This window comes from Arthrobacter sp. S39, from assembly GCF_004320525.1.
In the GTDB taxonomy this organism is placed as follows: Bacteria; Actinomycetota; Actinomycetes; order Actinomycetales; family Micrococcaceae; genus Arthrobacter.
Genome location: NZ_SIHX01000006.1, coordinates 201083 through 226803 on the forward strand (window position 1 = coordinate 201083; position 25721 = coordinate 226803).

A 25721-nucleotide genomic window follows, 5' to 3' on the forward strand; every position below is an offset into this window, starting at 1 on the left:
ATCCGCTCCGTCCGTCCAGGCACACGCCAACGAAAGAGGAAGAACGACATGAAACAGACCCCCATCGCGCCCCTGGAGGGAGTACGCGTCCTGGAGCTCGGGAACTACATCGCAGCTCCCACCGCAGGCAGGCTGCTCGCCGACTTCGGTGCCGAAGTGATCAAGGTGGAACGGCCCGGAACCGGTGACGAACTGCGCAACTGGCGCCTGCACAAGGGCGATACCTCCATGCTGTACCGGACCATCAACCGCAACAAGAAGTCGGTGGTGCTGGACCTCCGGACCGAAGCCGGCAAGAAGGCCGTGCTGGCGCTCGTTGCCAAATCGGACATCCTGCTGGAAAACTTCCGGCCGGGAACGCTGGAACGGTGGGGCCTCGGCCCCGAGGTGCTCAACGAAGCCAACCCGGACCTCATCATCACCCGCATCTCCGCCTTCGGGCAGACGGGTCCGCTGTCCGAACGGCCCGGTTTCGCCGCCGTCGCCGAAGCCTACGGCGGGTTCCGGAACCTCGTGGGGGACCCGGACCGGCCGCCGGTCCGGGTGGGCGTCTCCATCGGCGACTCGATCGCCGGCCTCTACGCCGCCTTCGGTTCCATGATGAGCCTGTACCAGCGGGAAGCACGACGGCGGGACGCGGCCGGCGCTGTGCCGCTCACCGAACGGATCATCGACGTCGCGCTGCACGAGGCGATGTTCTCCATGATGGAATCCCTCATCCCTGACTACCAGGCCTACGGCGTGGACCGGCAGCGGGTGGGCGGCCGGATGGAAGGGATCGCCCCGTCCAACGCCTACATCTGCAAGGACGGCGCCAGCATCGTGGTGGCCGGCAACGGCGACTCGATCTACCAGCGGTACATGGACACCATCGGCCGCCCCGACCTCGCCGCTGACCCGTCGCTGCAGACCAACGCCGGCCGCTGGGCGAAGCGCGAAGAACTGGACCAGGCCATCGGCGCCTGGACGGCGGAGCTGGACGCCGCCGACACCCTCGCAGCCCTCGACGCCGCCGGCGTTCCGGCCGGCCCCATCTACACCGCGGCCGACATCAGCACCGACACCCAGTACGCCGCACGGAACATGATCCAGAAGTTCGACGTCTCCACCGGGGACGAGATCCTGCCCGGTGTGGGCTTCCCCGGCATCGTCCCCGTGATCGGGGACCAGTCACTTCCGATCCGGAACCTCGGACCGGACCTGGGCGAAAACACCAACGAAATCCTCGGCGGGCTCCTCAACATGGACCCCGCAGAGATCACGGCGGCCTCCGGCCGCGAGGAGGCCCTGCAGCCATGAACGACTCCCACAACAGCCTTGCCGCAACGCTGGGCAACACCATCCTCCGGGACGTGACCCTACGTGACGGGCTCCAGCTCACCGGAAAACTGCTCTCCACCGAACGGAAAGTCGAAACCGTCCGGGAGCTGCTGCGCCTGGGCGTTCCGTCCATCGAACTGGGCTCCATGGCCCGCGCGGACCTCGTCCCCACCATGGCCAACACGCTGGAAGTGGTCCAGGCCCTCACCCCGGAGGAGCTGGAAAAGTGCTGGATCTGGGTAGCCACCCCCGGCCACGTGGCCAAGGCCTCCGCTGCCGGGGCGCGGAACTTCCAGTACTGCCTGTCGGCCTCGGACTCCCACAACAAGGCGAACATCGGCCGCACCACTGACGAAAGCCTGGCAGCCCTGCCCGAGGCGGTGGAGTACGCCCGCGCAGTCAACGGGCAGATCCAGCTGTGCATCGCGACGTCCTTCACCTGCCCGTTCGAAGGCTACGTTCCGGAGGAGCGCATCCTGGCCATCGCCAACGACCCCCGCGCCGAGGGCACCACGGACATCGTCATCTGCGACACCCTGGGCCAGGCCATCCCGGCCCAGGTCGCCGGGCTGATCACCCGGGTCCGGGACGAATCCCCGGCACGGCGCATCGTTTACCACGGCCACGACACGTGGGGCCTGGGCGTGGCCAACACCCTCGCCGCGATCCAGGCCGGCGCAGCCATGGTGGACGGCGCCCTCGGCGGCCTCGGCGGCTGCCCGTTCGCCCCGGGCGCCAGCGGCAACACCTCCAGCGAAGACATCCTTTTCGCCACCCGCCCGGAGTGGCTCACAACGGACACCTTCGCGGGCCTCGTGGTCCTGTCCGAGAAGCTGCTGGCCGAACTGGGCGAACCCAACCGTTCCAAAGCTGCCCAGGGCGCCCGGTCCAAAGCAGAGGCCTTCGACTGGGTCATTCCTGCGCCGGCTTCAGCGGTAGCTGGAGCAAACTGAGCATGGGGAACCATTTCCTGGTCACCACCGCCATCCCGGAGCCGGGACTTCAACTGCTGTCCGACGCCGGCCGGGTCACCGTCCTTCCCGAACCGCCTGACTACGGCACCTTGGCGCGGCTGTGCGCCTCGGGGGAGTACGACGTCGTGCTCACCCAGCTGCGAGATGTCGTCGACGCGCCGCTGCTTGCGGACGCCCGGGTGAAGGGCGTGTCCAACTACGCCGTGGGCTACAACAACATCGACGTCGACGCCGCCACGCGGCACGGCATCCTCGTCGGCAATACGCCCGGGGTCCTGACGGATGCGACGGCGGACATCGCCATGCTGCTCATGCTCGGCACCGCCCGCCGCGTGGTCGAAGCGGACCGGCTGGTGCGCGACGGCAAATTCCTTGGCTGGGAACCGGAGTTCATGCTGGGCCGGGACGTCTCCGGCGCGGTGCTTGGCCTGGCCGGGTTCGGCCGGATCGCGCGCGCCACCGCCCGGCGTGCGCTGGGTTTCGGAATGGAGGTGGTTTTCGCGCCGCGGCCGCCAGATGACCGTCCAGTCAGCGAGGAGGAACTCGGCGAGTTCGCCGGCAAGGTCCGGCAGGTGCCCTGGACTGAGCTGGTGGAACGCAGCGACTTCCTGTCCCTGCATGTCCCGCTGAACGACCAGACGCGGCACCTTGTGGACGCAGGGGTGCTGGCGCGGATGAAGCCGGATGCCATCCTGGTCAACACGGCCCGCGGTCCGGTGGTGGACGAGGCAGCCTTGGTGGAGGCTCTCCGGAACGGGGTCATTGCCGGTGCCGGACTGGACGTGTTCGAGGACGAGCCGCGGCTGGCAGCCGGGCTCGCCGAGCTGCCCAACACGGTGCTGCTGCCGCATGTCGGGAGCGCCACCGTCCGGGTCCGCAGCGAAATGGCACGGCTAAGCGCGTTGAACGCTGTGGCCATGGCCAAAGGACTGACGCCACCGCACCCCGTCAACGCTGTGGCCGCATCATGACCATCCTGGTTGCACCGGACAGTTTCAAAGGCACATACTCGGCGGCCGAGGTCGCGGCTGCCATCGCTGCTGGAGTGAACGACGGCGGCCGCCCGGCTAAGCAACTGCCCGTCGCCGACGGCGGGGAGGGGACTTTCGACGCACTGTGCCGCAGCCTTCGGGCCTCGCCGGTGATTGTCGACGTCGTCAATTCCTGGGGTGAGCCGCTGCAGGCGACCATCGGGCTCGCCGCGGACGGTACCGCCGTCGTCGAGGTTGCCCAGGCGAGCGGCCTCACCGCCGCGCGCAACAGTCCGGCGGACGCCATGGCAGCGAGCACGTATGGGACGGGCATGATGGTGGCCGCGGCGGTCAACGCCGGGGCGACGCACATCCTGGTGGCGGCAGGCGGTTCCGCCACGACCGACGGCGGGGCCGGGGCCGTCCGCGCCATCACCGAAAACGGCGGGCTTGGCGGTGCCCGGATCACCGTCCTGTCCGACGTGACCACCAGCTTCCTGGACGCGCCACGCGTCTTCGGGCCGCAAAAGGGTGCCGATCCTGCCACGGTCAAACTGCTGGAAGAACGCCTCGAACACCTGGCCGGTTCGTACCCTCGCGACCCATCCGGGGTGCCGCGTACCGGTGCGGCGGGCGGCCTGTCCGGCGGGCTGTGGGCGCATTTCGGGGCGGACCTGGTGTCCGGTGCGGACGCTGTCCTGGACGCGGCCGGGTTCGATGCGCTCCTGACGTCTGCCGACGCCGTCGTGGTGGGCGAGGGGCGCCTGGACTCACAAACCGGCGAGGGCAAGATCATCTCCGCAATCCTGCAACGGGTGCGGAATACCGGCCGACAGATCCCGGTCATTGCCGTGGTGGGCTCCGTCGCGGAGGACCTGGGGAGCTACGCGGAAAACTTCGCCGAGATCCTCATCGCTACCGATGCTGCGGCCATGCGGGCGGCCGGAAAGGCCATCGCCGCGCTATAGCCCTCTCACTTCCGGGCGGGTCCTAGGACTCGCCCGGAAAGCGGCCGCCGATCAGCCGGGTCATGTGTTCCGCCGTGGTGAGCAGGGGCTCCACCCACGATTCGCAGGTCTCCAGCGGCATCCGGAGGGTGGGCCCGCTGATGGTCACGGCGCCCACCAGGCCGGCTGCTGAGTCGAAGACCGGGGCGGAAAGGCCGGATGCGCCGTCTTCGCGCTCGCCGACGGTGATGGCAAACCCGTCGCTCCGGGTCTGTTTGACGGCCACGGCCAGGTCCTCGGACGTGGTGATGGTGGATTCCGTGATCGGGGTCAGAGGATCGCGCAGGACGGCGTCCATCAGCTCCGGATCCCACGCCAGCAGGACCCGGCCCGCCGAGCCCGCGTACAGCGGGGCGACCTTGCCCAGGTGCATTTCGCGGCGTAGCGCGTGGCGCGTTTCGGCCATGGCCACGCAGACGCGGAAGTGCTGCTCAGCCTTGAAGAAGCACGCTGTCTCGCCGGTGGTGTCGCGCAACGTTTTGAGCAGCGGACCCAGGATGTCCACCACTTCCATGCCGCGGGTCGCTGGGGCCGCCCAGTAGGCCAGGCGCATGCCGATGCGGTAGGCATCCTCCTCGCGGTCCAGGAATCCCTGCGAGGTCAGGTTGGTGACCAGCCGCTGCACCGTGGACGTGGGCATGCCCGTGTGCTCACGGATGTCGCTCAGGGAAAGAACCGGCCTGGAGAGGGAAAACGCGTCAAGGATGGACGTGATCTTTCCCAGGACAAGCAGCGGGTTGCCGCCGGACTTCGCTGATGCATCGGACTCTGACATGGAACTCACGCTAGACGCTGGCCGCATCCGAATCCACTCGCCCCTCCGCAGGGACATGCTGCCCGGCGGATGCGGGCAACGGCTACCTTTGGTAGGAAACCGGAATGTCTTCTGACTCCCACGCAAGGACGCGAATGAACCAGCCGACACCGCCCCGCTGCACCTACCTGGCCTCGATCTCCGTCCAGGTTGGTCCCGCCATGGAAATTGGCGAAACGTCGGACGGAATCCGCCGCGTCATTCCTATCCTCGGCGGAACCGTCAGGGGCCCGGAGCTGTCCGGCCTGGTGCTCCCCGCTGGAGCGGATTTCCAGCTGCTCCGCACACCTACCGCCACCGAGATGGACGCTAAATACGTGCTGGAAACGGACGACGGCGACCGGATCTTCGTGAGCAACACCGCCCTCCGCACCGGCTCAGCCGAAGACATAGCGGCGCTGGTGGCCGGGATACCCGTGGACCCCGAACGGATCTACTTCCGCTCCACGCCGCGGTTCACCGCCGCGGGCAAGTGGTCCTGGCTCAGCACGCGCATCTTCATCGCCTCCGGCATCCGGCTGCCTGACGAAGTGAAGCTGGATGTGTTTATGGTCGAGTGACGGATTAGCCCGCGTACCATCGGAACATCCGGCCCCTAAGAGTGGAGTAACCCATGCAGCTCGGCGCTTTTTCGATCAGCCTCACGGTCAAGGACATCGCGGCTTCTGCCGCCTTCTACGAGAAACTTGGCTTCAGCAGTTTCGGCGGCGACATCACGCAGAACTGGCTGATCCTCAAGAACGGCGAGACAGTGATCGGCCTCTTCCAGGGGATGTTCGAGAAGAACATGCTCACGTTCAACCCGGGCTGGAACCAGAACGCGGAGGCGGTGGATTCCTTCACCGATGTGCGCGAACTCCAGCGGGAACTGAAAGCCACGGGCACGGAGTTCGTTGCCGAGGCAGACGAATCAACCACCGGTCCGGCGAGCTTCATCGTGGTGGACCCGGACGGCAACCCGGTGCTCGTCGACCAGCACGTCTGACCGTCCGGGGGGCGCCCACCCAACGCGGGGTCACTTAATGCCCATAGAGTGCCCTTTATTGGGCGAAAAGTGACCCCGCGTTGGCCGTTAGTGCCAGAGCCCCAGGGCGAACTCCGCGATGACGGTGGAGAGCAGGAAGGACGCGGTGATGGCCACCAGGCCCACGGGGATGATCTTCCAGCCGATGTTCTTCAGCAGCGGGATGTCCTTACCCAGCGAGAGGCCTGCCAGCGTCAGCATCACCGTGGCGATGGACAGGAAGTCGACCGTCTTAATGATGGTTGTCAGCGATTCGGCGGCGAAGAACCAGGGGCTGGAGATGTACGCGCCGATGGTGGTGATGTAGACAATCGCCGAGATCTTTTTGGTGACCTTCGCCAGCGCGATGCTGACCAGGACCAGGGCCAACATGATCCCGTACCCGAGCACGATCGAGAGGCTGAGCCCCTTGGCCGCCACCGACGCCGTGCCGATGCCGAGGACCGTGAGGACTGACAGGGACAGCCAGAGTGGGAGCTTGATGGCTGCCGAGGATTCGGCCACCTTCTCGCGGAACAGGCGGTTTTCCTCAGCCTGGGCATCGTCCCGGTCAATGTCGGCCTGGCTGCGCACGGCACCGCCGCCGGCGGCAACCGCAGCGGCCTCGCGGGTCTGCTTGCGGGTGAGGACCTTGTAGAAGCGGTCAGCCAGCGGCAGCGCGATGTAGATGCCCACGTACACACCAAGGATGGTGGTGATCAGGTTGGACACCGCCGCCATGCCGAGGATGGCTTCCTGGTCCCCTGGGTAGGCCGCGATGATGCTGGCAGAGGACGCCGCCATCATGGAGCCGGATCCCACGCCGGCGCCCATCGCCAGGGCCAGCGGATCGAAGATCTTCCAGTTGGCCACCAGTGAGGTGAGCAGCGTGATGAACACGGCGCCGAACAGCGTGCCGAAGACGTACATTGCCAGCACGCCCCGGTACTGGTCCGAATCGGGGCCGTACTTTTCGGAGACCATGGCGAAGGACGGCTCACGGTCCAGGGAGAACGTGGCACCCACCGTGGCCTTGCCCATCCGGAGCAGCACGGCCAGGGGGAGGGCCAGCGCTATGGTGCCCAGCAGGTGCCCCACTTCCTGCAGCAGCAGGGCCGGGCCGGCGCGGAGCAGGCTGGGGAGACTGGGGCCGATGTTGAACGCCAGCCGGGCCACGAGCAGCAGCACGGCCACGCCCACCAGGGCAGCGGCGACCCGCTGCAGGTCCAGGCCCAGCGGCTTGAACTTCTGGATGGAGACCAGAAGGCCCAGGATCAGGCCCCAGACCATGGGGAAGATGACGATTGCGCCGATTCCGATGTCGATCTTGGCCTGGCCGATGAACTGCACGGCCAGCGCAATGACAAACGCCAGCGCGGCGACCGGAAGCGTCAGCCGGGCACCAGCTTTGTCGATCCGCGGAGTTGTGGTGCTGGTACTCATGATGTGCCTTCCTGGGTGAGCGTACGACGGCGGTATGCCGCTTGGGTGAAGCGTTCCCGTTCGGTGGGGGTTGAGGCAGCGGCGGCGACGGTCCAGGCCAGCGCGGTGGCTGCCTCGAACATCACGCCATACGCCTCGGGAGTGTCCGCCAGCGCGGCGAACGCGTGCGAATGGATGGCAACGTTGGCCCCGGGAATGCTGAGCCACGGATGCAGGGACGGGATGACCTGGGAAATGTTGCCCATGTCGGTGGAACCGCCGGACAGGCCGGCCGAGGGGGAGGTGTCCTTGCCGAACGCGTCCATCGCCTCTGTCCAGTGCGCCGCCAGCGCGTCGTCCTGGAGCAGCGGCTCGTAGAGCGGCTCCGTGGCCTCGATCTCTAGTGTGGTTCCGGTGGCCAGGGCGGCCCCTTCGAAGCAGCGGCGGACCCGTTCGAGCAGTGCCTCGTACTCCGGAAGGGTGAAGGCCCGGCACTCAAACTGGACCACCGCCCGGTCCGGAATGATGTTGGTGACGTGGCCGGCCTCGGCAACGAACAGGGCCACGCGGTGGTCGCCGGGGATCTGCTGGCGGAGCAGGCCAACAGCCACCTGGCTCAGCACGGCTGCGTCCGCGGCGTTCACGGCCAGGTGCGGGGCCGCCGCAGCGTGCGCGGCCTTCCCGGTGAACGTCGCCTTGTACCGGCCCACTGCCTGGGCGCTGGTGCCTGCCGGGTTGTACGTCAGGCCGTCCTGGACGGGGTGGACCATCAAAGCCAGCCCGACGCCGTCGAACGCCCCCTGTTCCAGCATGAGCACCTTGCCGCCGCCGTGTTCCTCCGCGGGCGTTCCGATGGCCTTCAGCGTGATGCCGAGTTCGTCCACGAAGGGCTGGAGGGCGAGGGCCGCGGCCACGGAGGCCCCGGCGATCAGGTTGTGCCCGCAGGCGTGGCCGATGTCCGGCAGCGCGTCGTATTCCACGCACAGCGCCACGGTCAGTTCGCCGCTGCCGGCGCTCGCGGTGAACGCGGTGGGCAGGCCGCCCGTGCCGCGTTCCACCGCAAAGCCGCCTGTTTCCAGCAGGGCTGCGATCGCCTCGGCGGAGCGGACCTCCTCGAAGGAGATTTCCTTGTGGGCGTGGATTTCGCGGGCCAGGGCCTGGACGCGGGGCTTCCAGGTTTCGACGCCGTCTGCCAGGGCCGTGCGCAGGGCCGCGTTTGCGGGGGTGGTGTCTGTCAGTTCCATAAGTACCTGCCTGTTCCGGTGGGGCGCATGGGGAGGACGCTAGTAGGACAGCGACGGGAAGGGGGAACCTGCCGCGCGGGTGGGCACCCAGATGGCCTTCGTCTGGGTGTACTCGTCCAGGACGCCGGGGCCGGAGGAGCGGCCGTGGCCCGAATCCCCGAAGCCGCCGAACGGGACGGCCACATGGATGGTCTTGTAGGAGTTGATCCAGAACGTGCCGGCCTTCACCTCGCGGGCAATGTGGTGGGCACGCGAAACGTCCGAGGTCCACACTGCACCGGCCAGGCCGAAGCTGGTGTTGTTGGCCCGGGCGATGGCCTCGGCCTCGGTGTCGAACGCGTCCGCGCCCACCACCGGCCCGAAGACCTCCGTGGTTTCGAGGCGGTTCGACGGCGTGACGCCGTCCAGCAGGGTGGGCATGACCCAGTGCCCGCCGGCCAGTGCAGACCCGGCCAGCGCGTCCGGAAGCGTGGCCCCCGTGACCCGGCGGCCGCCGTCGTGCATTCCGGCCTCGATGAGGGTGTTGACGGTGGCGAACTGCTGGGCCGTGATGATGGGGCCCACCTCGGTGTCCGCACTCAGCGGGTCGCCCACGCGCAGCCGGGCGGCCTTCGCGGCGACCATCTCGACGAACCGGGCGTGCACGCTGCGCTCCACCAGAAGCCGGGACCCGGCGACGCAGGACTGCCCCGCGCCGGAGAAGATCGCCGAGATGGCGCCGTCCGCGGCACGGTCCAGGTCGGCGTCGGCGAACACGATGTTGGCGCTCTTGCCGCCGAGCTCCAGCAGGGCGGGAATGCCGGCCTGTGCTGCCGCGACCGCCACCCGGCGCCCGGTGGGGACGGAGCCGATGAAGCTGACTTTGCCAACCCGCCGGTCGGTGGTGAGGATGGCACCGACGGTCTGGCCCAGCCCCGCGGCGACGTTGAACACGCCCGCCGGCAGCCCCGCCTCGTGGGCCAGCTGGGCGAGCCGGACCGAGGAGGCCGGGGTGAATTCGCTGGGCTTGATGATCACGGCGTTGCCGGCGGCCAGCGGGGCGGCTGAGTTCCAGCCGGCCGTGAACAGGGGAGCGTTCCAGGGCGTGATGGCAACGACGACGCCCCACGGGACACGCTCGGTGTAGGTGTGCCAGTTGCCGGGAACGGGAATGGTCTGCCCGGTCAGCTTGTCCGCCCAGCCGGCGTAGTAGCCGAACATTTCGGCCACCTTGGCGGCTTCGACGCGGGCGTCGCGGATGGGCTTGCCCGTGGTGGCGGACTCGAGGATGGCGAGTTCCTCGCCGTGCGCTTCGACGACGCGGCTGACGTTGCGGAGGATGGCTGCGCGTTCGAAGCCGTTCAGCGCGGCCCAGACTGCCGCACCCGCCGTCGAGCTTTCCAGGATGGCGTGGGCGCCCTCGGCGCCGGGGTCGGCGTAGGTGGCAAAGGGTTCGCCGGTGGCGGCAGCGGTGAGGGTGATGGCCTCGCCGTTGCCGGTGACGACTTTTCCGTCAACGAATGCGCCGAGGCCTGAAGGGAAGGCTGCGTCGAGGACGGTCCGGGCGGTGGCTGCCGAGGAGGAGGTGGGTGCTGTGGTGATGCTCAATGTGGTGTTCCTTCGGAGCTGGGGGGCTGGGGGAGGGGTTGCTTAGGCGGCAGGGCTCGTGCCGGGGGCGCCGGCGGGCGTGATGGCCGGGGCCACGGTCCGGGCGATTTCGGTGAAGTCGGCGCGCGGTCCGAGGGCGGCCAAGGCATCCTGCCATTGGCCGGCGACGGCGGCGAGCAGCGCCGGGTTTTCGCCGATCTGCGCGGCGACCTCCACGGCGAGGGCGGCATCGCGTGCCATCAGGCCGAGGGAGAAGCCGGAATCGTGGGTGCCGCTGAGGACCCAGTTGGGGTACATGTTGGCGGACACTTTGCTGCCGCCGGAGGCTTCGCTGATGCTGGCCGCGGCCGTGGCGGGATCGATGCCGTAGGCCTTGGCCACGCCGAGGGCCTCACCCACGGAGACCAGGTTGGCCGCGGCCAGGACGTTGTTGAGGAGCTTGACCACGTTGCCGCTGCCGGGGCCGCCGATGTGGCTGTACTTGCCCCCGGTGAGGGCGAGCAGGACAGGCTCGGCAGCTGTGAGGGCGGCGTCGGTTGCGCCAACGAACGCGCTGAGCGATCCCGTGGCTGCGCCGTCGCGGCCGCCGGAGACCGGCGCGTCCACGAACGCTGCCCCCTGTGCTTCGGCGAGTTCTGCCATGTGCTTGCTGGTGGCGGGCTCGGAGGTGGTGGTGTCGATGATCGCGACGGTGCCCGGTGCGGCGAGGAGCTGCGGGACGGTGGTTTCCACGATGCTGGCCGCGGGGAGGGAGAGGACGGCATAGGGGGTTCCGGCGACGTCTTCGAGGCTGGCAGTGGTTTTGATCCCGGCGTCGGCGGCCGCGGCCCGGGCGCCGTCGAACGGGTCAAAGCCGGTGACGTCCCAGCCGGCGCGGTGGAGGGTGGCGGCCATCGCCCCGCCCATGGCGCCGAGGCCGATGACGGCGACGCGGCGGTCGGTGTTGGTGTTCATAAAACTGCTCCTGGAGTCTGTGGGGCTGGGACCCAACGCGGGGTCACTTCTGGCCTAATAAACGCCCAATATTGGGCACTAAGTGACCCCGCGTTGGGTTGGGCGCGGGGGAAAGGGGGTCAGTCGAGGTAGATGTCGAGGTCTTTCCACAGTTGCTGGGTGCGGCGGATGGCGATGCGGCTGCGTTCGGGGTGCGCCGCCTCCATTCCCGCAAGCAGGCCGTAGATCAGGGAGCTTGCGGCGGTGACGGACTGGAAGAAGGAGATCCCTTCCGAGGCCACCACCAGGAGGTGGTCCGCCGCGGCTGCGAGGGGGCCGCGGCGCATGTCGCTGATGGCTATGACCGTGGCGCCAGCCTCCTTGGCGGCCTCGGCGGTGACGATGATCTGCCGGATGGAGCGCCACATGTTGATGACCACCAGGACATCCCCGGGCCCGAGGGTGTTGGTGCTGGAGGCGAGGTGCACGCCGCCGCGGTTCTCCAGGGAGATGGGGTAGCCCATGGTGGAGCCGAGGTGTGCCATCACGCTGGCGGGGCCGGCAAACGAGCCAAGCCCGACGACGGTGATGGACTTGGCGGCGGCCATGGCAGCGATGGCGGCCTCGGCGTCGTCGGCCGTGTTGGAGTCCAGGGTGAGCCGGAGGTTTTCGATGTCATGGTTGATGGCGTCGTGCAGGGGGCTGCGGTGTTCGCCGTGCTCGGTCAGGGTGTCCTCGGTGGAGATCATCACCAGGTAGCGGGAGCGCAGTTCGCGCTGGAGGTCCGGCCAGCCGCGGTAGCCCAGGTGCTGGGCTGCGCGGACTACGGTGGAGTTGTTCACGTCGGCGCGCTGGGCGATTTCGGCGATGTCGGCGTAGGAGGAAAGCTGCGGGTTGCGGCCGATCACATCCACCACCCGGCTCTGGGCCTTGGACAGCGGAACGTCCGGCAGCACGTCGCCGAGCCAGGCGTGGGTGAGGTTCCCGGCGCTGGTGGCGCCTGCCGCGTTGGCTTCAAGATCGACTGCGTTGGTGTTCAATCCGGACCTCTTCTGTAACGTGGCTCACTCTGCAAGGCTGATTGCAATAACTGTACTCTGCAATATCGATTGCGGAAAGAGTTTTTGGTTTCCGGCTTGTAAATCATCGTTGTGGTGGGCGCAGAACAGGGCCACCATGATCGTATGAACGCTGAAAAACCGGAGGCCGGGGAGCTAAGCCTTCCCCAGGCATTCCTTCTCCTGGCAACGAACGACAAGGACGGCGAGCCCGACGTGCCGCAGGCCGTACTCAAGGCCGGCTTGGCCGGGGCGATCCTCGCAGAACTGGATCTGCTCGGCGCAATCGAGCTGCAGGGCAAGCATGTGAGGGCCACCGGCGCCGCCCCCGCGACGGACTTCCAGCACCAGCTGGAACTCATCCGGGAGAAGTCACGGCCGCACACGCCCAAGCGCTGGGTCTCGATGCTGGAGAGCCGAGCCGAACTGCACCGGGTCTATGAGGGCATGGCGTCGCTGGGCATCGTGGACCATGTGGGCGAACGGCACCTCGGCCTGTTCAGGACCACCCGGTACCCGGAGAAGAACCACGCACCGGAAGCGGCGCTCCTGGAGAAGATCCGGGGCGCGCTCGGCGGTACTGCCGGCGGGCAGGGAACGTCCGACGGCGGGATGTCACCTTCTGTGGCGACCGATCCCCGGACCGCGGCGCTGGTGGGCCTGCTGTACTCGGCGGAGCTGCTCGGCAAGGCCTTCCCGGGTGCAGATCAGGGCCGGGCCAGGGAGCTGGCGCATGAACACTGGCCGTCCCGCGCGGTGGCGGATGAACTCCGGATGATCAGGCTGGCGGAGGCAGAGGCGGCGACCTGACTGGACGGCGGCTAACCCGCCTTGCTGACGGGCGCTGGCTGCAGGCCCCAGGTCATCTTCCGGATCGCCTCGCGCTGGAGTCCGCTCAGCGCGGCGAGCTCGTAGTCATCCATGACCCCGAGCCGGCGGGCGGTGGCGAGGAGTTTCGCGCGCCGCCCCTCAAGGACGGCTTTCGACTGTTCCAGCTGTGCCAGTTCCAGCTTCAGTTCTTTGATGGCTGCCAGGTGCTGCTCCGCCGGGAGGCCGGACGGGAACAGGTCCTCGGACGACAGGCCGATAGTGCGGACCGCCCAGCGGGAGAGTTCCGCGGCGCCGGCGAGGCGGGTCACCTTCATCCCGTCGCAGAGCGCCTGGGCGATCTGCTGGTTCAGCCGGACGGACAGGGACCGGATGCTGCTGGCGTTGAAGGAGAGCCGCTGCCGTTCCTCCCGGAGCTGAGCGCGGATCCGGTCCGCCTGGACAGCAGCCGTGTCAGGCTTCCGCTTGCCCCGGTAACGGTAGCCGCCGCCGTCGGCATGGGTCGTAAAGGCCAAATGCACTCCTCGGTTGGGATCCCGCTGAGCGGGCCGGCTTACGTAGAAGGCTAGACAGAACGGCCCGGCCGCGGAAATACCAATAGTGCGTGGAGCCATAACCGGAACGTGTGGCTGACGGCGGTGCCGGCGCGAATTCAGGGCGATTCCGGCGCGGCCGTACCCGCCAGCCATAAGGGACGCTTATCCGTCCACGCACTTTAGGTCTTATCCAGACCCGCCGGAATTCCCTAGTGTCGAAGGAACTGAGTACCGCTTTCTCCTGAGCCCCTAGGAAGAGACCATGTCTGAATTTGTACCTGCAACGCGGGTATCCCGCATCAAGTCCTCCGCCAGTGTGGCCGCCGCGGCCCGTGTCCGGGAGCTGAAGGCCGAAGGCCGCCGCATCCTGGATCTGACGGTCGGCGAGCCGGACTTCGACACCCCGGAGCACATCAAGGCGGCGGCCGTCGAAGCCATCAGCCAGGGGGAGACCAAGTACACCTCCGTCACCGGCACCCCCGCGCTCCAGGATGCCATCCTGCAGACCATCGAGCTGCGCACCGGCCTGCACTACACCCCGGCCGAGATCACCATCGGCGGCGGCGCAAAGCAGGTCATCTTCACGGCCTGCATGGCCTCCCTGGACGCCGGCGACGAAGTGATTGTGCCCGCCCCCTACTGGGTTTCCTACCCGGACATGGTGCTCGCGAACGAGGGCACCCCCGTTGTTGTGCCCTGCGGCGAGGACGTGGGCTTCAAGCTCACCCCGGAAGCCCTCACCGGAGCCCTTAATGACCGCACCAAGTGGGTCATCCTGAACACACCCTCCAACCCCACCGGCGCCGTCTACTCCCCGGCGGAACTGCGTGCGCTCGCGGACGTCCTCGCCGGCTTCCCGCACGTCTACGTCCTCACCGACGAAATCTATGACCAGATCTACTTCGGCGAAGGCCGGCTGACCAGCCTGGTGGAAGTCGCTCCCGAGCTGAAGGACCGCATCCTTGCCGTCAACGGTGTGTCCAAGGCCTACGCCATGACCGGATGGCGGCTGGGCTACGCGGCCGGGCCTGCCCCGCTGATCGCCGCGATCAACAAGCTCCAGTCCCAGATCTCCTCGTGCCCGTCGTCCGTCAGCCAGGCCGCCAGCGCCGCCGCGCTCACGGGCGATCAGGGCTTTGTGCGGGACAGCGTCGAGATCTACCGCAGCCGGCGGGACAAGGCGGTTGCCGGGCTCAACGCCGTCGACGGTCTTTCATGCGCGACGCCGGAAGGCGCCTTCTACGCCTACGTCAACTGCGCCGGGGCGATCGGGAAGACGACCCCGGAGGGTGCCGTCATCCGCGATGACCAGGACTTTGTCCTCTACCTGCTCGACCAGGCATCCGTGGCCGCGATCCCCGGCTCCGCCTACGGGCTGGGCCCGTACTTCCGTATCTCCTACGCCACCAGCCTCGACATCATCGAAGAATCCATTGCCGCCATCGATAAGGCCGTCCAGGCCCTTAGCTGACCCGCACCCACCGAAGGAAAACACCATGATCCACGTCAAAACCACCATCGACCGCCCCGACGCCGACGCCGTCAGCCGCCTGGCGAAGTTCTCCTCGGCCACCATCCATGAGGCACAGGGCCGCAAGGGCGCCCTCAGCTCCAGGATCAAGCCGATCGACCGGGCCATGTCCTTCTGCGGCCCCGCCGTCACCGTCCGCTGTGCCCCCAGGGACAACCTCATGCTGCAAGTGGCCATCCACTACGCCGAAGCCGGGGACGTCATCCTCGCCGCGGCAGGGGAGTTCGAGGAAGCCGGAACCTTCGGCGACGTCCTCGGCAACGCCATGAAGGCCAAGGGGCTGGCCGGACTCGTGACCGATTCAGGCGTCCGCGACACCCAGGACCTCATCGAACTGGGCCTGCCCGTCTTCTCCGGCAGCATCTCCATCAAGGGCACCGTGAAGGAAACCATCGGCCCCATCAACCACCCGGTGGTCTTCGGCGACGAAATCATCTACCCCGGCGACGTCCTCCGCGGCGACGCTGACGGCGTTGTAGTGGTCCGCAAGGACGAGATCGAGGAAGTCATCCGCCTCTCGCAGGAACGTGACGACGCCGAGCGCGAACTCATCAGCCTGTACAAGGCCGGCGGCACGACCATCGACCTGTGCAACCTCACCGAGGTCCTGAAGGCCAAGGGCCTGCTCGTCGAACAGGCCTAGCAACCGCCAATAACGACAAAGTGCCGCCGCGCGGAAGAAGTCCCGTGAGGCGGCACTGGCATGCGCACACCCCTTTAAGCGCGAACTGGCACGTAATCCCCTCAAATCGTGGATTTGAGGGGATTACGTGCCAGTTCGCGCTGGAGATTCGTGCTGCGGCTTCTACGGAGCGGAGCCCTACCGGACGGGGAGTGCGTGGGTGGGAGGACCGACGACGGCGTCCTCCAGGTACCAGACTGTGGAGCCCCGGCCGGTGGCCGGCATGATGCTGCCTTCGAACACAAAGACAGGATCCTTGGAGCGGTCTGCAGGACGCCAAAAGCCGTTCGCCGGGCAGTGGAAACCGGTTTTGGCCATAAGGCCCAATTTCCCGTCGGCAATTCTTCGAAGGGTGTTGATCTTTTTCACGGAATGCTCCCAATTAATTCTTTGTGAAAGTAGCCGCCGCTTTTCTTCGGCCTTGCTTCAATTTTAGAATCAACGGGCGATCCATTACTAAGACCAATGATGCGTGGCCTAATAAGCGGATGCTATGGACGGGCTACCGTGCATATTTCCTGCTGAGCATTTCCTGGAGCATTTCCTTCAGCACCAGGAGGACCGCCGATGCCGCCTCGGAGAGCGGGTCATGGTCCGGGGTGCACAGCGCGATCTTGCACTGAAGTGCGGGATCCACGATCCGCAGGACGTGGAAGTCCTCTTCGTGGAACAGTGCGTCCGCGGCGGACTTGGGCATGATGGTGGCGCCCAGGTCCGCGCGCAGGAGCCGGGTCAGTGACGGTACCGACTCCACTTCGCCGACCAGCTTGAGTTTGAGTCCTTTGCTGTCAAAGCCGGCTTCCACCACCTGGCGCAGCGTGTGGATCTTTTCGGGAAGGAACAGTCCAAAGCCGGCGGCGTCCGTCAGTGTGATTTCGCCGTTCTCCGGGGCCTTGTCGAACCTGTTGGCGTTGACCACAAAGTGCAGGTCCTCGACGATCATCGTGGTGAACTGCACGCCGCGGATAGGGCCGGGCTCGTAGATGAGCGCCATGTCCAGCCGGCCGTTCTTGATCGCCTCGCTGAGCACACCGCCGTAGATTTCCGTGACGTGCAGGACGATGTCCGGGTAGCGGCGGCCCACTTCGCCGATGATCCGGGGCGTGAGGCTCGAGGCCATGCTGTACGGCGCGATGGCAATGGAAACCCGTCCGGACGGCGCGGCACCCGACGCCGCGACGTCCTGCCGGGCCTGTTCCACGAGCCGCAGGATGGACTGGGCATGCCGGTAGAGGGTGTGCCCGGCAGCCGTGGGCTTAACGCCCTGCTTGCTGCGGATCAGCAGGCGCTGCTTGAGGTCCGTTTCCAGGGCCGACACCTGCTGGCTCAGGGCCGGCTGGGCCACATGCAGCGTCGCCGCGGCCTTGGTGATGCTTCCCGAATCCACGATCTGGACGAAGTACGCAAGCTTGCGCGTATCCATGGCCGCCTTCTCTCGTTTGCGGCGTCCCGGACCCGGAAAGGTCATAAGCAGATGTGGTGGAGGGATACGCAATAAGTCTTTGTGTGATCCACATCGCAGACACTAGGTTGAACCCAGAACGCTATTTCACTAATCGTACATTCTAGCTCCCCGGATGACATGCAATTTTGTGATGACGTCAGACGAATTTCGCATAAAAGATGTGTTTACCGGAATAGGCGCTTTCTTTTTACATTTCTGAAATATGCACTCCATAGCTTGAATGCAATCGCAATACCGCGGCGGCAAGGCAGATCCTGGCGAAGGGAACGAGGTGGCACGCATGAAGGCAGCACTCCACGGAGCACCCGTCATAACCGGCGCCTATCCCGTGACATGGATTACGTCTTTGTGTGAGCCAATTCGCGGTGCCAGACTTTTTGGCAGATGCCCGGCAGCCCGGGCCGCCGGACCGCAGGCCCCCAACCGGGCAGGTTCCCGGCATTCACTTCATCACCGGAAGCTGACCTCTGCGCCCCGCTGCGTAAAGGTCCAGCCAACACCCCAGGAGGGCTCACATGGGACCCACAGTTGATCTCGTGGCAGATCTCGGAGAAGGCTTTGGCGCCTACTCGATGGGCGACGACGCGGCCCTCCTCGAGGTGGTTTCCAGCGCCAACATCGCCTGCGGATTCCACGCAGGAGATCCGGACATCATGAACGCCACCGTCGCCGAATGCGTGCGCCGCGGCGTCAGCATCGGGGCGCACCCCAGCTTCCCCGACCTCCGCGGCTTCGGCCGCCGCGCCATGGACCTCACCGCGGATGAAGTCCGCAACGACATCCTGTACCAGTTCGGCGCCCTCAGTGCCTTCGCCGCGTACCACGGCACCGCCGTCGCCCATATTGCACCCCACGGACGCCTCGGCAACCTGGTGGCCACCCGCGCTGACTACGCCGAAGCCGTGGCCGACGCCGCCGTCCGCATCAGCCCGGACCTGATCGTCCTGGCCCAGGACGGCGAACTGGCCGACGCCGCAGCAGTGCGGCACCTCCCGGTCGGCATCGTGGGCATCGCCGACCGCGCCTACGAGGCCGACGGCACCCTGGTGCCCCGCAGCCGCCCCGGCGCCGTCATCCACGATCCCTCAGCCATCGTGGACCGCACCATCCGGATGGTCTGCGAAGGGCTCATCGAAACCGTGGCCGGAACCGACCTGCCCATCGTCGCCGACACCATCCTGCTGCACGGGGACACCCCCGGCGCCGTTCAGCTGGCCCGGCAGGTCCGTGCCGAACTGGAACGCGCCGGCGTGACCATCGCCCCGCTCGCGCAGGTCCTCGCCGCCAAAGTGAAGGCAGCCTGACATGCCCGCCACCACCACACCCACCCCGGTGGAAGTCTTCGAGTCCGGGGACGCCGCCCTGCGCGTCGTCGCCACGTCCGCCAACAGCGAGGCCAACTGGTCCACCGTGCACGCCCTCGCCGAATGGCTGGAGGCTGCAGGGGCCGACGGCGTCCACGGCGCCGTGCCCACGTACGACTCCCTGCTCGTGGAATTCGACCCCGGAGTCACTTCCGCCCGCCAGGTCCGCGCCTTTGTGCTCCTGGGAATGCGCCAGCTCGACTTCATCGGCGCACCCGTCCGGGCTCCCCGCGAGTTCAGCGTCCCCGTCGTCTATGGCGGCGAGTACGGCCCCGACCTCGAACGCGTTGCTGAACACCAGCAGCTGCCGGTCGAGGAAATCATCGCCCTGCACACCGCCAAGTCCTACGTCATCCGCTGCCTCGGCGCCCCCGCCGGTTCGCCCATGATGGACGGCCCCGACTTTCCGATCCCGGTACCGCGGCTGAAGGACCCGCGTTTGTCCGTTCCGGCAGGTGCCGTGGCGGTCGCCGGCCGGCAGGCAGTCATCGCCCCGGCGATGGCCCCGGGCGGATGGTGCGTCATCGGCCAGACGCCGCTGGCAGTCCTGGACGCCGGCAGCGAACCGCTGGTTCCGTACGTTCCCGGCGACCTGCTGCGGTTCCGCCAGATCCAGCCCGAAGAATTCGCGCACTACGCAGGCCGGAAACTGGAGGCGGCACGATGAGCGGCTCCCTGATCATCCTCCAGCCCGGCAACTCCGTGGTCACCGACCTCGGCCGCTTCCGCGGACCCCGCTTCGGACTGCCCGTCAACGGGGCACTCGACCAGTTCTCCGCCCGGGCCGCCAACATCCTCGCCGGCAACGACGACAACGCCCCGCTGCTGGAGGTCACCGCCCTGGACTTCCGCCTGAAGGCCACCACGGACATCCTCATCGCCGTCACCGGTGCGCCGCTGCACCTCACGGTGGGCGGCCGCGAATGCCAGCAGTGGGAACCCGTATCGGTCCGGGCCGGCGAAACAGTCGCGCTGCGCCAGATCACCGGCGGCCTGCGCGCCTACCTGGCCGTCCACGGATCGGTGGAGGCACCCGTCCTGCTCGGAAGCTGCGCCCCGGACACCGTCGTCGGATTCGGCCTGCGCCTGGCCGAAGGCACCGAACTGAAGACCTCCCGAACCGTCGCACCCATCCGACAGCCGTACTTCGACCTCCCGCTGTTCCGGCTGGGACTGACCCGGCCCGAGTTCAGCAGCCAGGCCGTCGTCGAGGTCACCGACGGGCCCGACGTGGAGGAATTCGGCGACACCGCCGACCTGCTCTACACCACCGAATACACGGTCAGCGCCCGGAGCAACCACATCGGCCTGCGCCTCGGCGGGGCCCTCCCGGAACGCCAGTCGGGCGCCGAAGTGCTCTCCCGCGGCGTCCCGGTGGGAGCGATCGAGGTGCCGTCCCGGGAGGAACTCCTGGTCCTGCACCGCGGCCGCGGCGTCACAGCCGGCTACCCCGTCCTCGCAGTGGTCACCAGCCGCTCACTGGACGTGCTGGCCCAGGCCCGGCCGGGCCACACCATAACCTTCCGCAGGACCACCGTCCCGGACGCCACAGCGAAATACCGGGCGGCCCTGCGGGAACTGGAAAACCTCCGTTCCACCGTCAGCACCGTCTTCGCACTCCTCGGCATCGGCAGCCAGCCAGGCTGGCAACAGCTCGCCCCGGCAGCCGGAACCTAACAACACTCGCATCAGATCCAAAGCCTTGTTACCATCCCCCTTAGTAAGGAAAGCCATGTCAACTTCTACGCACGCGGCCCAGCCGCAAGAGCGGCTCAGCGCCAAGCAGACCCGCAAAGTTGTTACGGCCGGCTGCGTCGGCATCTTCGTCGAGCTGTACGACAACGGCATCTTCGCCTTTATGGCCGGAACGCTTGCCCTTGTCTTCCTGGCACCCGGCAACCCGGACAACGCGCTGCTGTTCGTCTTCGCCGGCTACGCCGTGTCCTTCTTCGTGCGCCCCCTGGGCGCCGTGGTCTGCGGCTTCCTGGGGGACCGCATCGGACGGCAAAAGCTGCTGGTCTTCGTCATCCTGCTGATCAGCGTTGCCACGGCGGGCATCGGCCTGCTGCCGGCCTACTCGGCCATCGGCATCGCCGCCCCGATCCTCCTGGTGCTGCTCCGCATGCTGCAGGGCTTCTCCGTTGGCGGCGAAGCTGCCGGCGCCATGACCTTCCTCGCCGAGCACGCCCCTGAAGGCAAGCGCGGCATCATCACCTCCTACGCCCAGATCGCCTCCTTCGCAGCCCTGCTCACCGGCACGCTCGTCGCGTTCTCCATGTCACCGTGGCTCACCCAGGCAGCGATCGACGGCGGCGGCTTCGGCTCGTTCGCATGGCGCATCCCGTTCCTGGTTGCCATCCCCATGGGCGTCATCGGCTGGTACATCCGCAAGGCCATCGCGGACACCCCCAACTTCGTGAAGCTGAAGGAAGAGGGCGGCCTGTCCAAGAACCCGCTCAAGGAAGCCTTCAAGTCCGCCGAACACCGCCGCGCCATGCTCCTGGCCCTGTTCATCCCGCTCATGAACGGCTCCGGCTACTACGTCCTGTTCTCCTACATGCCCACGTTCCTGAAGGGCAAGCAGCTCAACTTCACCATCGGCGAGGCGCTCATCGTCACCGCCTGCAGCCTCGTGGTCATCTGCATCGCCATCCCCTTCATGGGCGCCCTGTCAGACCGGGTGGGACGCAAGAAGGTCATCGCCGGCTCCGCGATCGCCATGGCAATCGTGGGCATCCCCGCCTACGCCCTGATCGCCACCGGCCAGATGGGCCTGGCCATCCTGGGCGCCTGCATCATGGCAGTGGTCTTCGCCGGCCACACCGCCGTGATCCACATCCTGATCGTTGAACTGTTCCCCACCCGCGTCCGGTACTCGGCCTACGGCCTGGGCTACAACGTCTCCTCGGCGCTCTTCGGCGGCACCGCGCCGCTGCTGATGACCTGGCTGATTTCCTCCACCGGCAACATCTACATGCCCGCCTTCTACGCCGTTATCACCGCGCTGGGCACCCTCGCCGCCGTCAGCACCGTCAAGGACCGGGCGCACCAGCCGCTCCGCGACGCCTAAGCATCCACCAACCGAACCGCAGTGCACTGCCCCCGCCGGCAGTGCACTGCACCAATTGCGGGGCACCAACTGCGCTGCACCCACAGGAGACCTTCATGCCTTTCTCTGACTACTCAACAGCCGTCGTCACCGGCGCGTCCACCGGAATGGGCGCCGCGATCGCCGAACGCCTCACCAAGCGCGGACTCACCGTCCATGCCCTCGCCCGCAACGAGGCGCGCCTGACCGAACTCGCCGACAAGACCGGCGCCATCCCGCACGTGGTGGACCTGACCGACACCACGGCGCTGGCCGCCGTCGTCGGTGACCTTGAAGTGGATGTCCTGGTGAACTGCGCCGGCGTGTCCCGGCCGGGGAACATCCTGGACTCCAGCGAGGGCGACATCGACGAGCTCATCGACGTCAACCTGCGCGGCCTGCTCCAGCTGACCAGGCTGGTGCTGCCGGGCATGGTGGAACGGGACCGCGGCCACGTCATCAACATCAGCTCCATCGCGGGGCTCTACAACTTCTACGGCCACACCGTCTACCACGCCACCAAGGCCGCGGTGCACCAGGTCTCCCGGCAGCTGCGCAACGACACCGTAGGCAAACGCATCCGCGTCACCGAGATCTGCCCGGGCCGCGTCGAAACGGAAATCTTCGGCCGCAACATGGGCGGCACCCCCGAGGCCATGGAGGAGGCGTGGAAGACCTACTACGAGGGCTACGAATCCCTGACCACTGACGACATCGTCAACGCCATGGACTACGCGATCGAAACACCCCGGCACGTGAACGTGGGCATGCTGGAACTGATGCCCACCTTCCAGGTCCCCGGCGGCCTCACCTTCGACCGGCGCTGACCGTCCACGCCCCGCCCCCTTTACTCCAGGAAATCGTTAGGTTCTTCGATGCAAACAGTCCGCACCGTCAGCTTCCCCGACCGGCAGCTCCTCGCCGATCTCTCGCCCCTCCCCGAAGGGCTGCGGGGGGTGGTGTGGGACCTGAAATCGGAGCCCGACGGCGGGACGCTCAGTGAGATCGACGGCGTCATCCTCCCGTACATCGACGCCTCCGCCGTGCTGGGCTCGCTCGCCCGGGTCCCGGCCCTGAAGTACGTCCAGACCCAGTCGACCGGGTACGACGGGGTGGTTGAGGCTGCCGGACCGGGGGCCGGCGTGGCCAGCGCCTCGGGCGTCCACGCTGCCGCCACTGCGGAACTGGCCGTGGGGCTGATCCTGGCGAAGCTGCGCGGCATCGACCAGGCAGTCCGCGATTCGGAGCACGGCCTCTGGCGGCCGGAACGGCGCCAGTCCCTGGCGGACAGGCGCGTGCTGCTGCTGGGCGTCGGCGGGATCGGGCATGAGATTGCCCGCCGCCTGGAGCCTTTTGAGGTCACCGTCACTCGCGTCGGGACTTCGGCCCGGACCGACGAACACGGCGAGGTGCATGCCTCGTCCGAGCTGGCTGCCCTTGCCGCCACGCACGACATCCTCATTTCGGTGCTGCCGCTGAATGAGAACACCCACCATTTGATCGGCGAAGAGGTCCTCGCCGCCCTGCCGGACAACGCACTGGTGGTGAACGTGGGCCGCGGCTCCGTGGTGGACACAGCTGCCCTGACCAAGGAAGTCCTGTCCGGCCGCCTGCAGTGCGCGCTCGACGTCGTCGACCCTGAACCGCTGCCGCAGGACCACCCGCTGTGGTCCACCCCGAACGCCCTGATCACCCCGCACGTGGGCGGCAACGCGTCGGCCTTCCAGCCCAGGATCCTGAAGCTCCTGCGGAAGCAGCTCGAGGCCCTGGCCGCTGGCAAAGCCCCGGCCAACCTGGTGCAGAACGGCCCCTTCTAGCACCCAGCGCGAACGTACACTTGGGGCCCTCGCAACGGCGCGAACGTACACTTGGGGCCCTCGCGGAAGGGCCCCAAGTGTACGTTCGCGCCAAAACGAACAACCGAACCATCCGCGCATTACCGCGCAGACCGCGGCGAAGGAGCTGCTCTTTTTATGAATTCACTTTTTGATTTGACGGGGCGGGTTGCCCTGCTGACCGGGTCGAGTCGGGGGATTGGTAACGCTTTGGCGCGGGCGTTGGCCGACGCCGGTGCGACGGTGGTGCTGAACGGTATCAATGCCGGGCGGCTCAAGGACGCGGCGGCGGCGATGGCTGCGGAGTACGCGCCGGGCCGGGTGCACAGCATCGCCTTTGATGTCACCTCCGATGCTGAGTCGGCGCGGGGTGTTGCGTGGGTGGAAGAAAACGTGGGGCCGCTGGAGATCCTGGTGAACAATGCCGGGATCCAGCACCGGGTGCCGATGCTTGACCTGGACGTGAAGGATTGGGAGCGCGTCATCTCCACGGACCTGACCAGCGCGTTCCTGGTGGGCCGGGAGGCTGCCCGGCACATGATCCCCCGGGGCAGGGGGAAGATCATCAACATCTGTTCGGTCCAGACCGATCTGGCCCGCCCGACGATCGCCCCGTATGTTGCGGCGAAGGGCGGGCTGCGGAACCTGACCCGCGCCATGACCGCCGAGTGGGCGGCCTCGGGGTTGCAGATCAACGGGATCGCGCCGGGCTACATCCACACCGAGATGACGCAGAACCTGGTCGATGATGAGCAGTTCAATTCCTGGATCCTGGGGCGGACGCCGGCGCACCGGTGGGGCACGGTGCAGGACCTCGCCGGGCCCGCGGTGTGGCTGGCCTCGGCCGGCTCGGACTTCGTCAACGGGCAGACGATCTTCATCGACGGCGGAATGACGGTGGTGGTCTGATGCCCGCGAACACAACACTCCCGGTGTCGGGTTTGGCGGTGGTGGCGCACGCGAAGGGGGACCTGCGCATCGACGAGGTGCCGCTGGCGGCGCCTGCTCCGGACCAGGCCGTCGTCGAGGTCCGGTATGGCGGGATCTGCGGTTCGGACCTGCATTACTGGCTGCATGGCGCGGCGGGGGAGTCGATCCTGAAGGCCCCGCTCGTTCTCGGGCATGAGATTTCCGGTGTGGTGGTCCGCGCCGCCGCGGACGGCACCGGCCCGGCCGCGGGAACCCCGGTCGCAGTGCACCCGGCCACCCCCGGCCCCGCCGCCGGGGACATCCGCTATCCGGCGGACCGGCCCAACCTCTCACCTGGCTGCACCTACCTGGGGTCCGCGGCCCGCTACCCGCACACGGACGGCGCGTTCAGCCGGTACGTGAACCTGCCGGCACGGATGCTCCGGGCACTCCCGGAGACCCTTGACCTGCGGACCGCGGCTTTGATCGAACCCGCGTCCGTGGCCTGGCACGCCGTCGCCCGGGCCGGGGACGTGGCCGGGAAGACCGCACTGGTGATCGGGTCCGGACCCATCGGGGCGCTGACCGTCGCGGTCCTAAAGCGGGCCGGCGCGGCCCGGATCACCGCCGTCGACATGCACCCCAAACCGCTGGAGATCGCGCAGGCCGTCGGGGCCGACGCGGTCCTGCAGGCCGGTGATGTGGAGGCGATCGCGGCGGTGCAGGCCGACGTCGTGATTGAATCCTCCGGCAGCCACCACGGACTCGCCTCCGCCATCCAGGGCGCCGCCCGCGGCGGGACCGTGGTCATGGTGGGCCTGCTGCCCACCGGACCGCAGCCGGTCCTGATCTCCCTGGCCATCTCCCGGGAACTGGACCTTAAGGGCTCGTTCCGGTTCAATGACGAGATCGACGACGTCATCGCCGCCCTCGCCGACGGCACCCTGCACATCGGCCCCGTCATCACCCACGACTACCCCGTGGAAGACGCCCTCGAAGCCTTCGGCGTTGCCCGCAACTCCGCGGAATCCGGCAAAGTACTCCTCAGCTTCACCCCGCCAAGCTGAGACCCGGGGCCCGCGTCCATCGGCGCGAACGTACACATGAGACCCCACAGCCTCCTAGCACGCGCGAACTGGCAGCTAACACC

Annotated in this window: 26 protein-coding genes; 17 read left to right on the plus strand and 9 right to left on the minus strand. The window is 67.4% G+C overall.

Annotated features, from left to right (window positions below; genetic code table 11):
• Positions 1–48 precede the first annotated feature (48 nt).
• The 4 genes from EYS21_RS13985 to EYS21_RS14000 are packed head-to-tail and all read left to right on the plus strand — an operon-like array spanning position 49 to position 4233.
• A complete protein-coding gene (locus EYS21_RS13985) occupies positions 49–1299 on the plus strand; it encodes a CoA transferase (protein WP_131133806.1) in 1251 nt (416 codons plus the stop codon).
• A complete protein-coding gene (locus tag EYS21_RS13990) occupies positions 1296–2273 on the plus strand; it encodes a hydroxymethylglutaryl-CoA lyase (RefSeq protein WP_131133807.1) in 978 nt (325 codons plus the stop codon). Before EYS21_RS13985 ends, EYS21_RS13990 begins: the two co-directional genes overlap by 4 nt.
• Before the next feature lie 2 nt (positions 2274–2275).
• Positions 2276–3265 (plus strand): D-glycerate dehydrogenase, encoded by a 990-nt coding sequence (locus EYS21_RS13995; protein WP_131133808.1) that lies wholly within the window; start codon positions 2276–2278, stop codon positions 3263–3265.
• Positions 3262–4233, plus strand: a complete 972-nt coding sequence (locus EYS21_RS14000; protein WP_131133809.1) for a glycerate kinase — start codon at positions 3262–3264, stop codon at positions 4231–4233. The genes EYS21_RS13995 and EYS21_RS14000 overlap by 4 nt, the downstream gene beginning before the upstream one ends.
• Before the next feature lie 22 nt (positions 4234–4255).
• On the opposite strand, the gene EYS21_RS14005 is transcribed toward EYS21_RS14000, so the two are convergent.
• Positions 4256–5047, minus strand: coding sequence for an IclR family transcriptional regulator (locus EYS21_RS14005; RefSeq protein WP_131133810.1), 792 nt, complete (start codon positions 5045–5047; stop codon positions 4256–4258).
• 134 nt (positions 5048–5181) lie between these two features.
• Here EYS21_RS14005 and EYS21_RS14010 point away from each other — a divergent pair, with 134 nt between their 5' ends.
• A complete protein-coding gene (locus EYS21_RS14010; RefSeq protein ID WP_131133811.1) occupies positions 5182–5646 on the plus strand; it encodes a DUF3237 domain-containing protein in 465 nt (154 codons plus the stop codon).
• 53 nt (positions 5647–5699) lie between these two features.
• Entirely contained in the window at positions 5700–6071 is a 372-nt protein-coding gene (locus EYS21_RS14015; RefSeq protein ID WP_131133812.1) for a VOC family protein, read from the plus strand.
• Positions 6072–6158: 87 nt separating this feature from the next.
• Here EYS21_RS14015 and EYS21_RS14020 read toward each other — a convergent pair whose 3' ends face one another.
• From EYS21_RS14020 to EYS21_RS14040, 5 genes are all read right to left on the minus strand, one after another.
• Positions 6159–7532, minus strand: a complete 1374-nt coding sequence (locus EYS21_RS14020) for a DUF3100 domain-containing protein (protein WP_131133813.1) — start codon at positions 7530–7532, stop codon at positions 6159–6161.
• Entirely contained in the window at positions 7529–8755 is a 1227-nt protein-coding gene (locus EYS21_RS14025) for an amidohydrolase (protein WP_131133814.1), read from the minus strand. Before EYS21_RS14025 ends, EYS21_RS14020 begins: the two co-directional genes overlap by 4 nt.
• 39 nt (positions 8756–8794) lie before the next feature.
• On the minus strand, positions 8795–10342 hold the full coding sequence (locus tag EYS21_RS14030; protein ID WP_131133815.1) for an aldehyde dehydrogenase family protein: 1548 nt from the start codon (positions 10340–10342) through the stop codon (positions 8795–8797).
• A gap of 42 nt (positions 10343–10384) precedes the next feature.
• Positions 10385–11296: an NAD(P)-dependent oxidoreductase gene (locus EYS21_RS14035; RefSeq protein ID WP_131133816.1), complete on the minus strand. Its 912-nt coding sequence runs from the start codon at positions 11294–11296 to the stop codon at positions 10385–10387.
• Positions 11297–11415: 119 nt separating this feature from the next.
• Positions 11416–12315 (minus strand): MurR/RpiR family transcriptional regulator, encoded by a 900-nt coding sequence (locus EYS21_RS14040; protein WP_131133817.1) that lies wholly within the window; start codon positions 12313–12315, stop codon positions 11416–11418.
• Between the two features lie 144 nt (positions 12316–12459).
• Between EYS21_RS14040 and EYS21_RS14045 the strand changes: the two genes are divergently transcribed.
• Entirely contained in the window at positions 12460–13143 is a 684-nt protein-coding gene (locus EYS21_RS14045; protein WP_131133818.1) for a GPP34 family phosphoprotein, read from the plus strand.
• Positions 13144–13154: 11 nt separating this feature from the next.
• On the opposite strand, the gene EYS21_RS14050 is transcribed toward EYS21_RS14045, so the two are convergent.
• Positions 13155–13676: a hypothetical protein gene (locus EYS21_RS14050; protein ID WP_131133819.1), complete on the minus strand. Its 522-nt coding sequence runs from the start codon at positions 13674–13676 to the stop codon at positions 13155–13157.
• Between the two features lie 283 nt (positions 13677–13959).
• Between EYS21_RS14050 and EYS21_RS14055 the strand changes: the two genes are divergently transcribed.
• Positions 13960–15168: an aspartate transaminase gene (locus EYS21_RS14055; protein WP_131133820.1), complete on the plus strand. Its 1209-nt coding sequence runs from the start codon at positions 13960–13962 to the stop codon at positions 15166–15168.
• 25 nt (positions 15169–15193) lie between these two features.
• Positions 15194–15871 (plus strand): 4-carboxy-4-hydroxy-2-oxoadipate aldolase/oxaloacetate decarboxylase, encoded by a 678-nt coding sequence (locus tag EYS21_RS14060; protein WP_131133821.1) that lies wholly within the window; start codon positions 15194–15196, stop codon positions 15869–15871.
• 177 nt (positions 15872–16048) lie between these two features.
• Here EYS21_RS14060 and EYS21_RS14065 read toward each other — a convergent pair whose 3' ends face one another.
• Complete coding sequence (locus tag EYS21_RS14065) at positions 16049–16279, minus strand: hypothetical protein (RefSeq protein ID WP_131133822.1); 231 nt, start codon at positions 16277–16279, stop codon at positions 16049–16051.
• A 133-nt stretch (positions 16280–16412) separates the two neighbouring features.
• Entirely contained in the window at positions 16413–17333 is a 921-nt protein-coding gene (locus tag EYS21_RS14070) for a LysR substrate-binding domain-containing protein (RefSeq protein ID WP_131133823.1), read from the minus strand.
• A 557-nt stretch (positions 17334–17890) separates the two neighbouring features.
• Here EYS21_RS14070 and EYS21_RS14075 point away from each other — a divergent pair.
• The 8 genes from EYS21_RS14075 (at position 17891) to EYS21_RS14110 (ending at position 25638) form a co-directional block, all read left to right on the plus strand.
• On the plus strand, positions 17891–18679 hold the full coding sequence (locus EYS21_RS14075) for a 5-oxoprolinase subunit PxpA (protein ID WP_131133824.1): 789 nt from the start codon (positions 17891–17893) through the stop codon (positions 18677–18679).
• A gap of 1 nt (position 18680) precedes the next feature.
• Positions 18681–19406, plus strand: coding sequence for a carboxyltransferase domain-containing protein (locus tag EYS21_RS14080; protein WP_131133825.1), 726 nt, complete (start codon positions 18681–18683; stop codon positions 19404–19406).
• Positions 19403–20416: a biotin-dependent carboxyltransferase family protein gene (locus EYS21_RS14085; RefSeq protein WP_131133826.1), complete on the plus strand. Its 1014-nt coding sequence runs from the start codon at positions 19403–19405 to the stop codon at positions 20414–20416. The genes EYS21_RS14080 and EYS21_RS14085 overlap by 4 nt, the downstream gene beginning before the upstream one ends.
• Before the next feature lie 55 nt (positions 20417–20471).
• Entirely contained in the window at positions 20472–21809 is a 1338-nt protein-coding gene (locus EYS21_RS14090; RefSeq protein ID WP_131133827.1) for an MFS transporter, read from the plus strand.
• Positions 21810–21904: 95 nt separating this feature from the next.
• Complete coding sequence (locus EYS21_RS14095) at positions 21905–22654, plus strand: SDR family oxidoreductase (RefSeq protein ID WP_131133828.1); 750 nt, start codon at positions 21905–21907, stop codon at positions 22652–22654.
• 48 nt (positions 22655–22702) lie between these two features.
• Positions 22703–23644, plus strand: coding sequence for a 2-hydroxyacid dehydrogenase (locus EYS21_RS14100; protein ID WP_131133829.1), 942 nt, complete (start codon positions 22703–22705; stop codon positions 23642–23644).
• A 156-nt stretch (positions 23645–23800) separates the two neighbouring features.
• On the plus strand, positions 23801–24571 hold the full coding sequence (locus EYS21_RS14105) for an SDR family oxidoreductase (RefSeq protein WP_131133830.1): 771 nt from the start codon (positions 23801–23803) through the stop codon (positions 24569–24571).
• A complete protein-coding gene (locus EYS21_RS14110; protein WP_131133831.1) occupies positions 24571–25638 on the plus strand; it encodes an L-idonate 5-dehydrogenase in 1068 nt (355 codons plus the stop codon). Before EYS21_RS14105 ends, EYS21_RS14110 begins: the two co-directional genes overlap by 1 nt.
• The last annotated feature ends 83 nt before the right edge of the window (positions 25639–25721 follow it).

Excerpts from the sequence above, each read along its gene's own strand:
- EYS21_RS13985 (WP_131133806.1), top strand. The coding sequence starts at position 49 with ATGAAACAGACCCCCATCGCGCCCCTGGAGGGAGTACGCGTCCTGGAG.
- EYS21_RS13990 (WP_131133807.1), top strand. The coding sequence starts at position 1,296 with ATGAACGACTCCCACAACAGCCTTGCCGCAACGCTGGGCAACACCATC.
- EYS21_RS13995 (WP_131133808.1), top strand. The coding sequence starts at position 2,276 with ATGGGGAACCATTTCCTGGTCACCACCGCCATCCCGGAGCCGGGACTT.
- EYS21_RS14000 (WP_131133809.1), top strand. The coding sequence starts at position 3,262 with ATGACCATCCTGGTTGCACCGGACAGTTTCAAAGGCACATACTCGGCG.
- EYS21_RS14005 (WP_131133810.1), bottom strand. The coding sequence starts at position 5,047 with ATGTCAGAGTCCGATGCATCAGCGAAGTCCGGCGGCAACCCGCTGCTT.
- EYS21_RS14010 (WP_131133811.1), top strand. The coding sequence starts at position 5,182 with ATGAACCAGCCGACACCGCCCCGCTGCACCTACCTGGCCTCGATCTCC.
- EYS21_RS14015 (WP_131133812.1), top strand. The coding sequence starts at position 5,700 with ATGCAGCTCGGCGCTTTTTCGATCAGCCTCACGGTCAAGGACATCGCG.
- EYS21_RS14020 (WP_131133813.1), bottom strand. The coding sequence starts at position 7,532 with ATGAGTACCAGCACCACAACTCCGCGGATCGACAAAGCTGGTGCCCGG.
- EYS21_RS14025 (WP_131133814.1), bottom strand. The coding sequence starts at position 8,755 with ATGGAACTGACAGACACCACCCCCGCAAACGCGGCCCTGCGCACGGCC.
- EYS21_RS14035 (WP_131133816.1), bottom strand. The coding sequence starts at position 11,296 with ATGAACACCAACACCGACCGCCGCGTCGCCGTCATCGGCCTCGGCGCC.
- EYS21_RS14045 (WP_131133818.1), top strand. The coding sequence starts at position 12,460 with ATGAACGCTGAAAAACCGGAGGCCGGGGAGCTAAGCCTTCCCCAGGCA.
- EYS21_RS14055 (WP_131133820.1), top strand. The coding sequence starts at position 13,960 with ATGTCTGAATTTGTACCTGCAACGCGGGTATCCCGCATCAAGTCCTCC.
- EYS21_RS14060 (WP_131133821.1), top strand. The coding sequence starts at position 15,194 with ATGATCCACGTCAAAACCACCATCGACCGCCCCGACGCCGACGCCGTC.
- EYS21_RS14070 (WP_131133823.1), bottom strand. The coding sequence starts at position 17,333 with ATGGATACGCGCAAGCTTGCGTACTTCGTCCAGATCGTGGATTCGGGA.
- EYS21_RS14075 (WP_131133824.1), top strand. The coding sequence starts at position 17,891 with ATGGGACCCACAGTTGATCTCGTGGCAGATCTCGGAGAAGGCTTTGGC.
- EYS21_RS14080 (WP_131133825.1), top strand. The coding sequence starts at position 18,681 with ATGCCCGCCACCACCACACCCACCCCGGTGGAAGTCTTCGAGTCCGGG.
- EYS21_RS14085 (WP_131133826.1), top strand. The coding sequence starts at position 19,403 with ATGAGCGGCTCCCTGATCATCCTCCAGCCCGGCAACTCCGTGGTCACC.
- EYS21_RS14090 (WP_131133827.1), top strand. The coding sequence starts at position 20,472 with ATGTCAACTTCTACGCACGCGGCCCAGCCGCAAGAGCGGCTCAGCGCC.
- EYS21_RS14095 (WP_131133828.1), top strand. The coding sequence starts at position 21,905 with ATGCCTTTCTCTGACTACTCAACAGCCGTCGTCACCGGCGCGTCCACC.
- EYS21_RS14100 (WP_131133829.1), top strand. The coding sequence starts at position 22,703 with ATGCAAACAGTCCGCACCGTCAGCTTCCCCGACCGGCAGCTCCTCGCC.
- EYS21_RS14105 (WP_131133830.1), top strand. The coding sequence starts at position 23,801 with ATGAATTCACTTTTTGATTTGACGGGGCGGGTTGCCCTGCTGACCGGG.
- EYS21_RS14110 (WP_131133831.1), top strand. The coding sequence starts at position 24,571 with ATGCCCGCGAACACAACACTCCCGGTGTCGGGTTTGGCGGTGGTGGCG.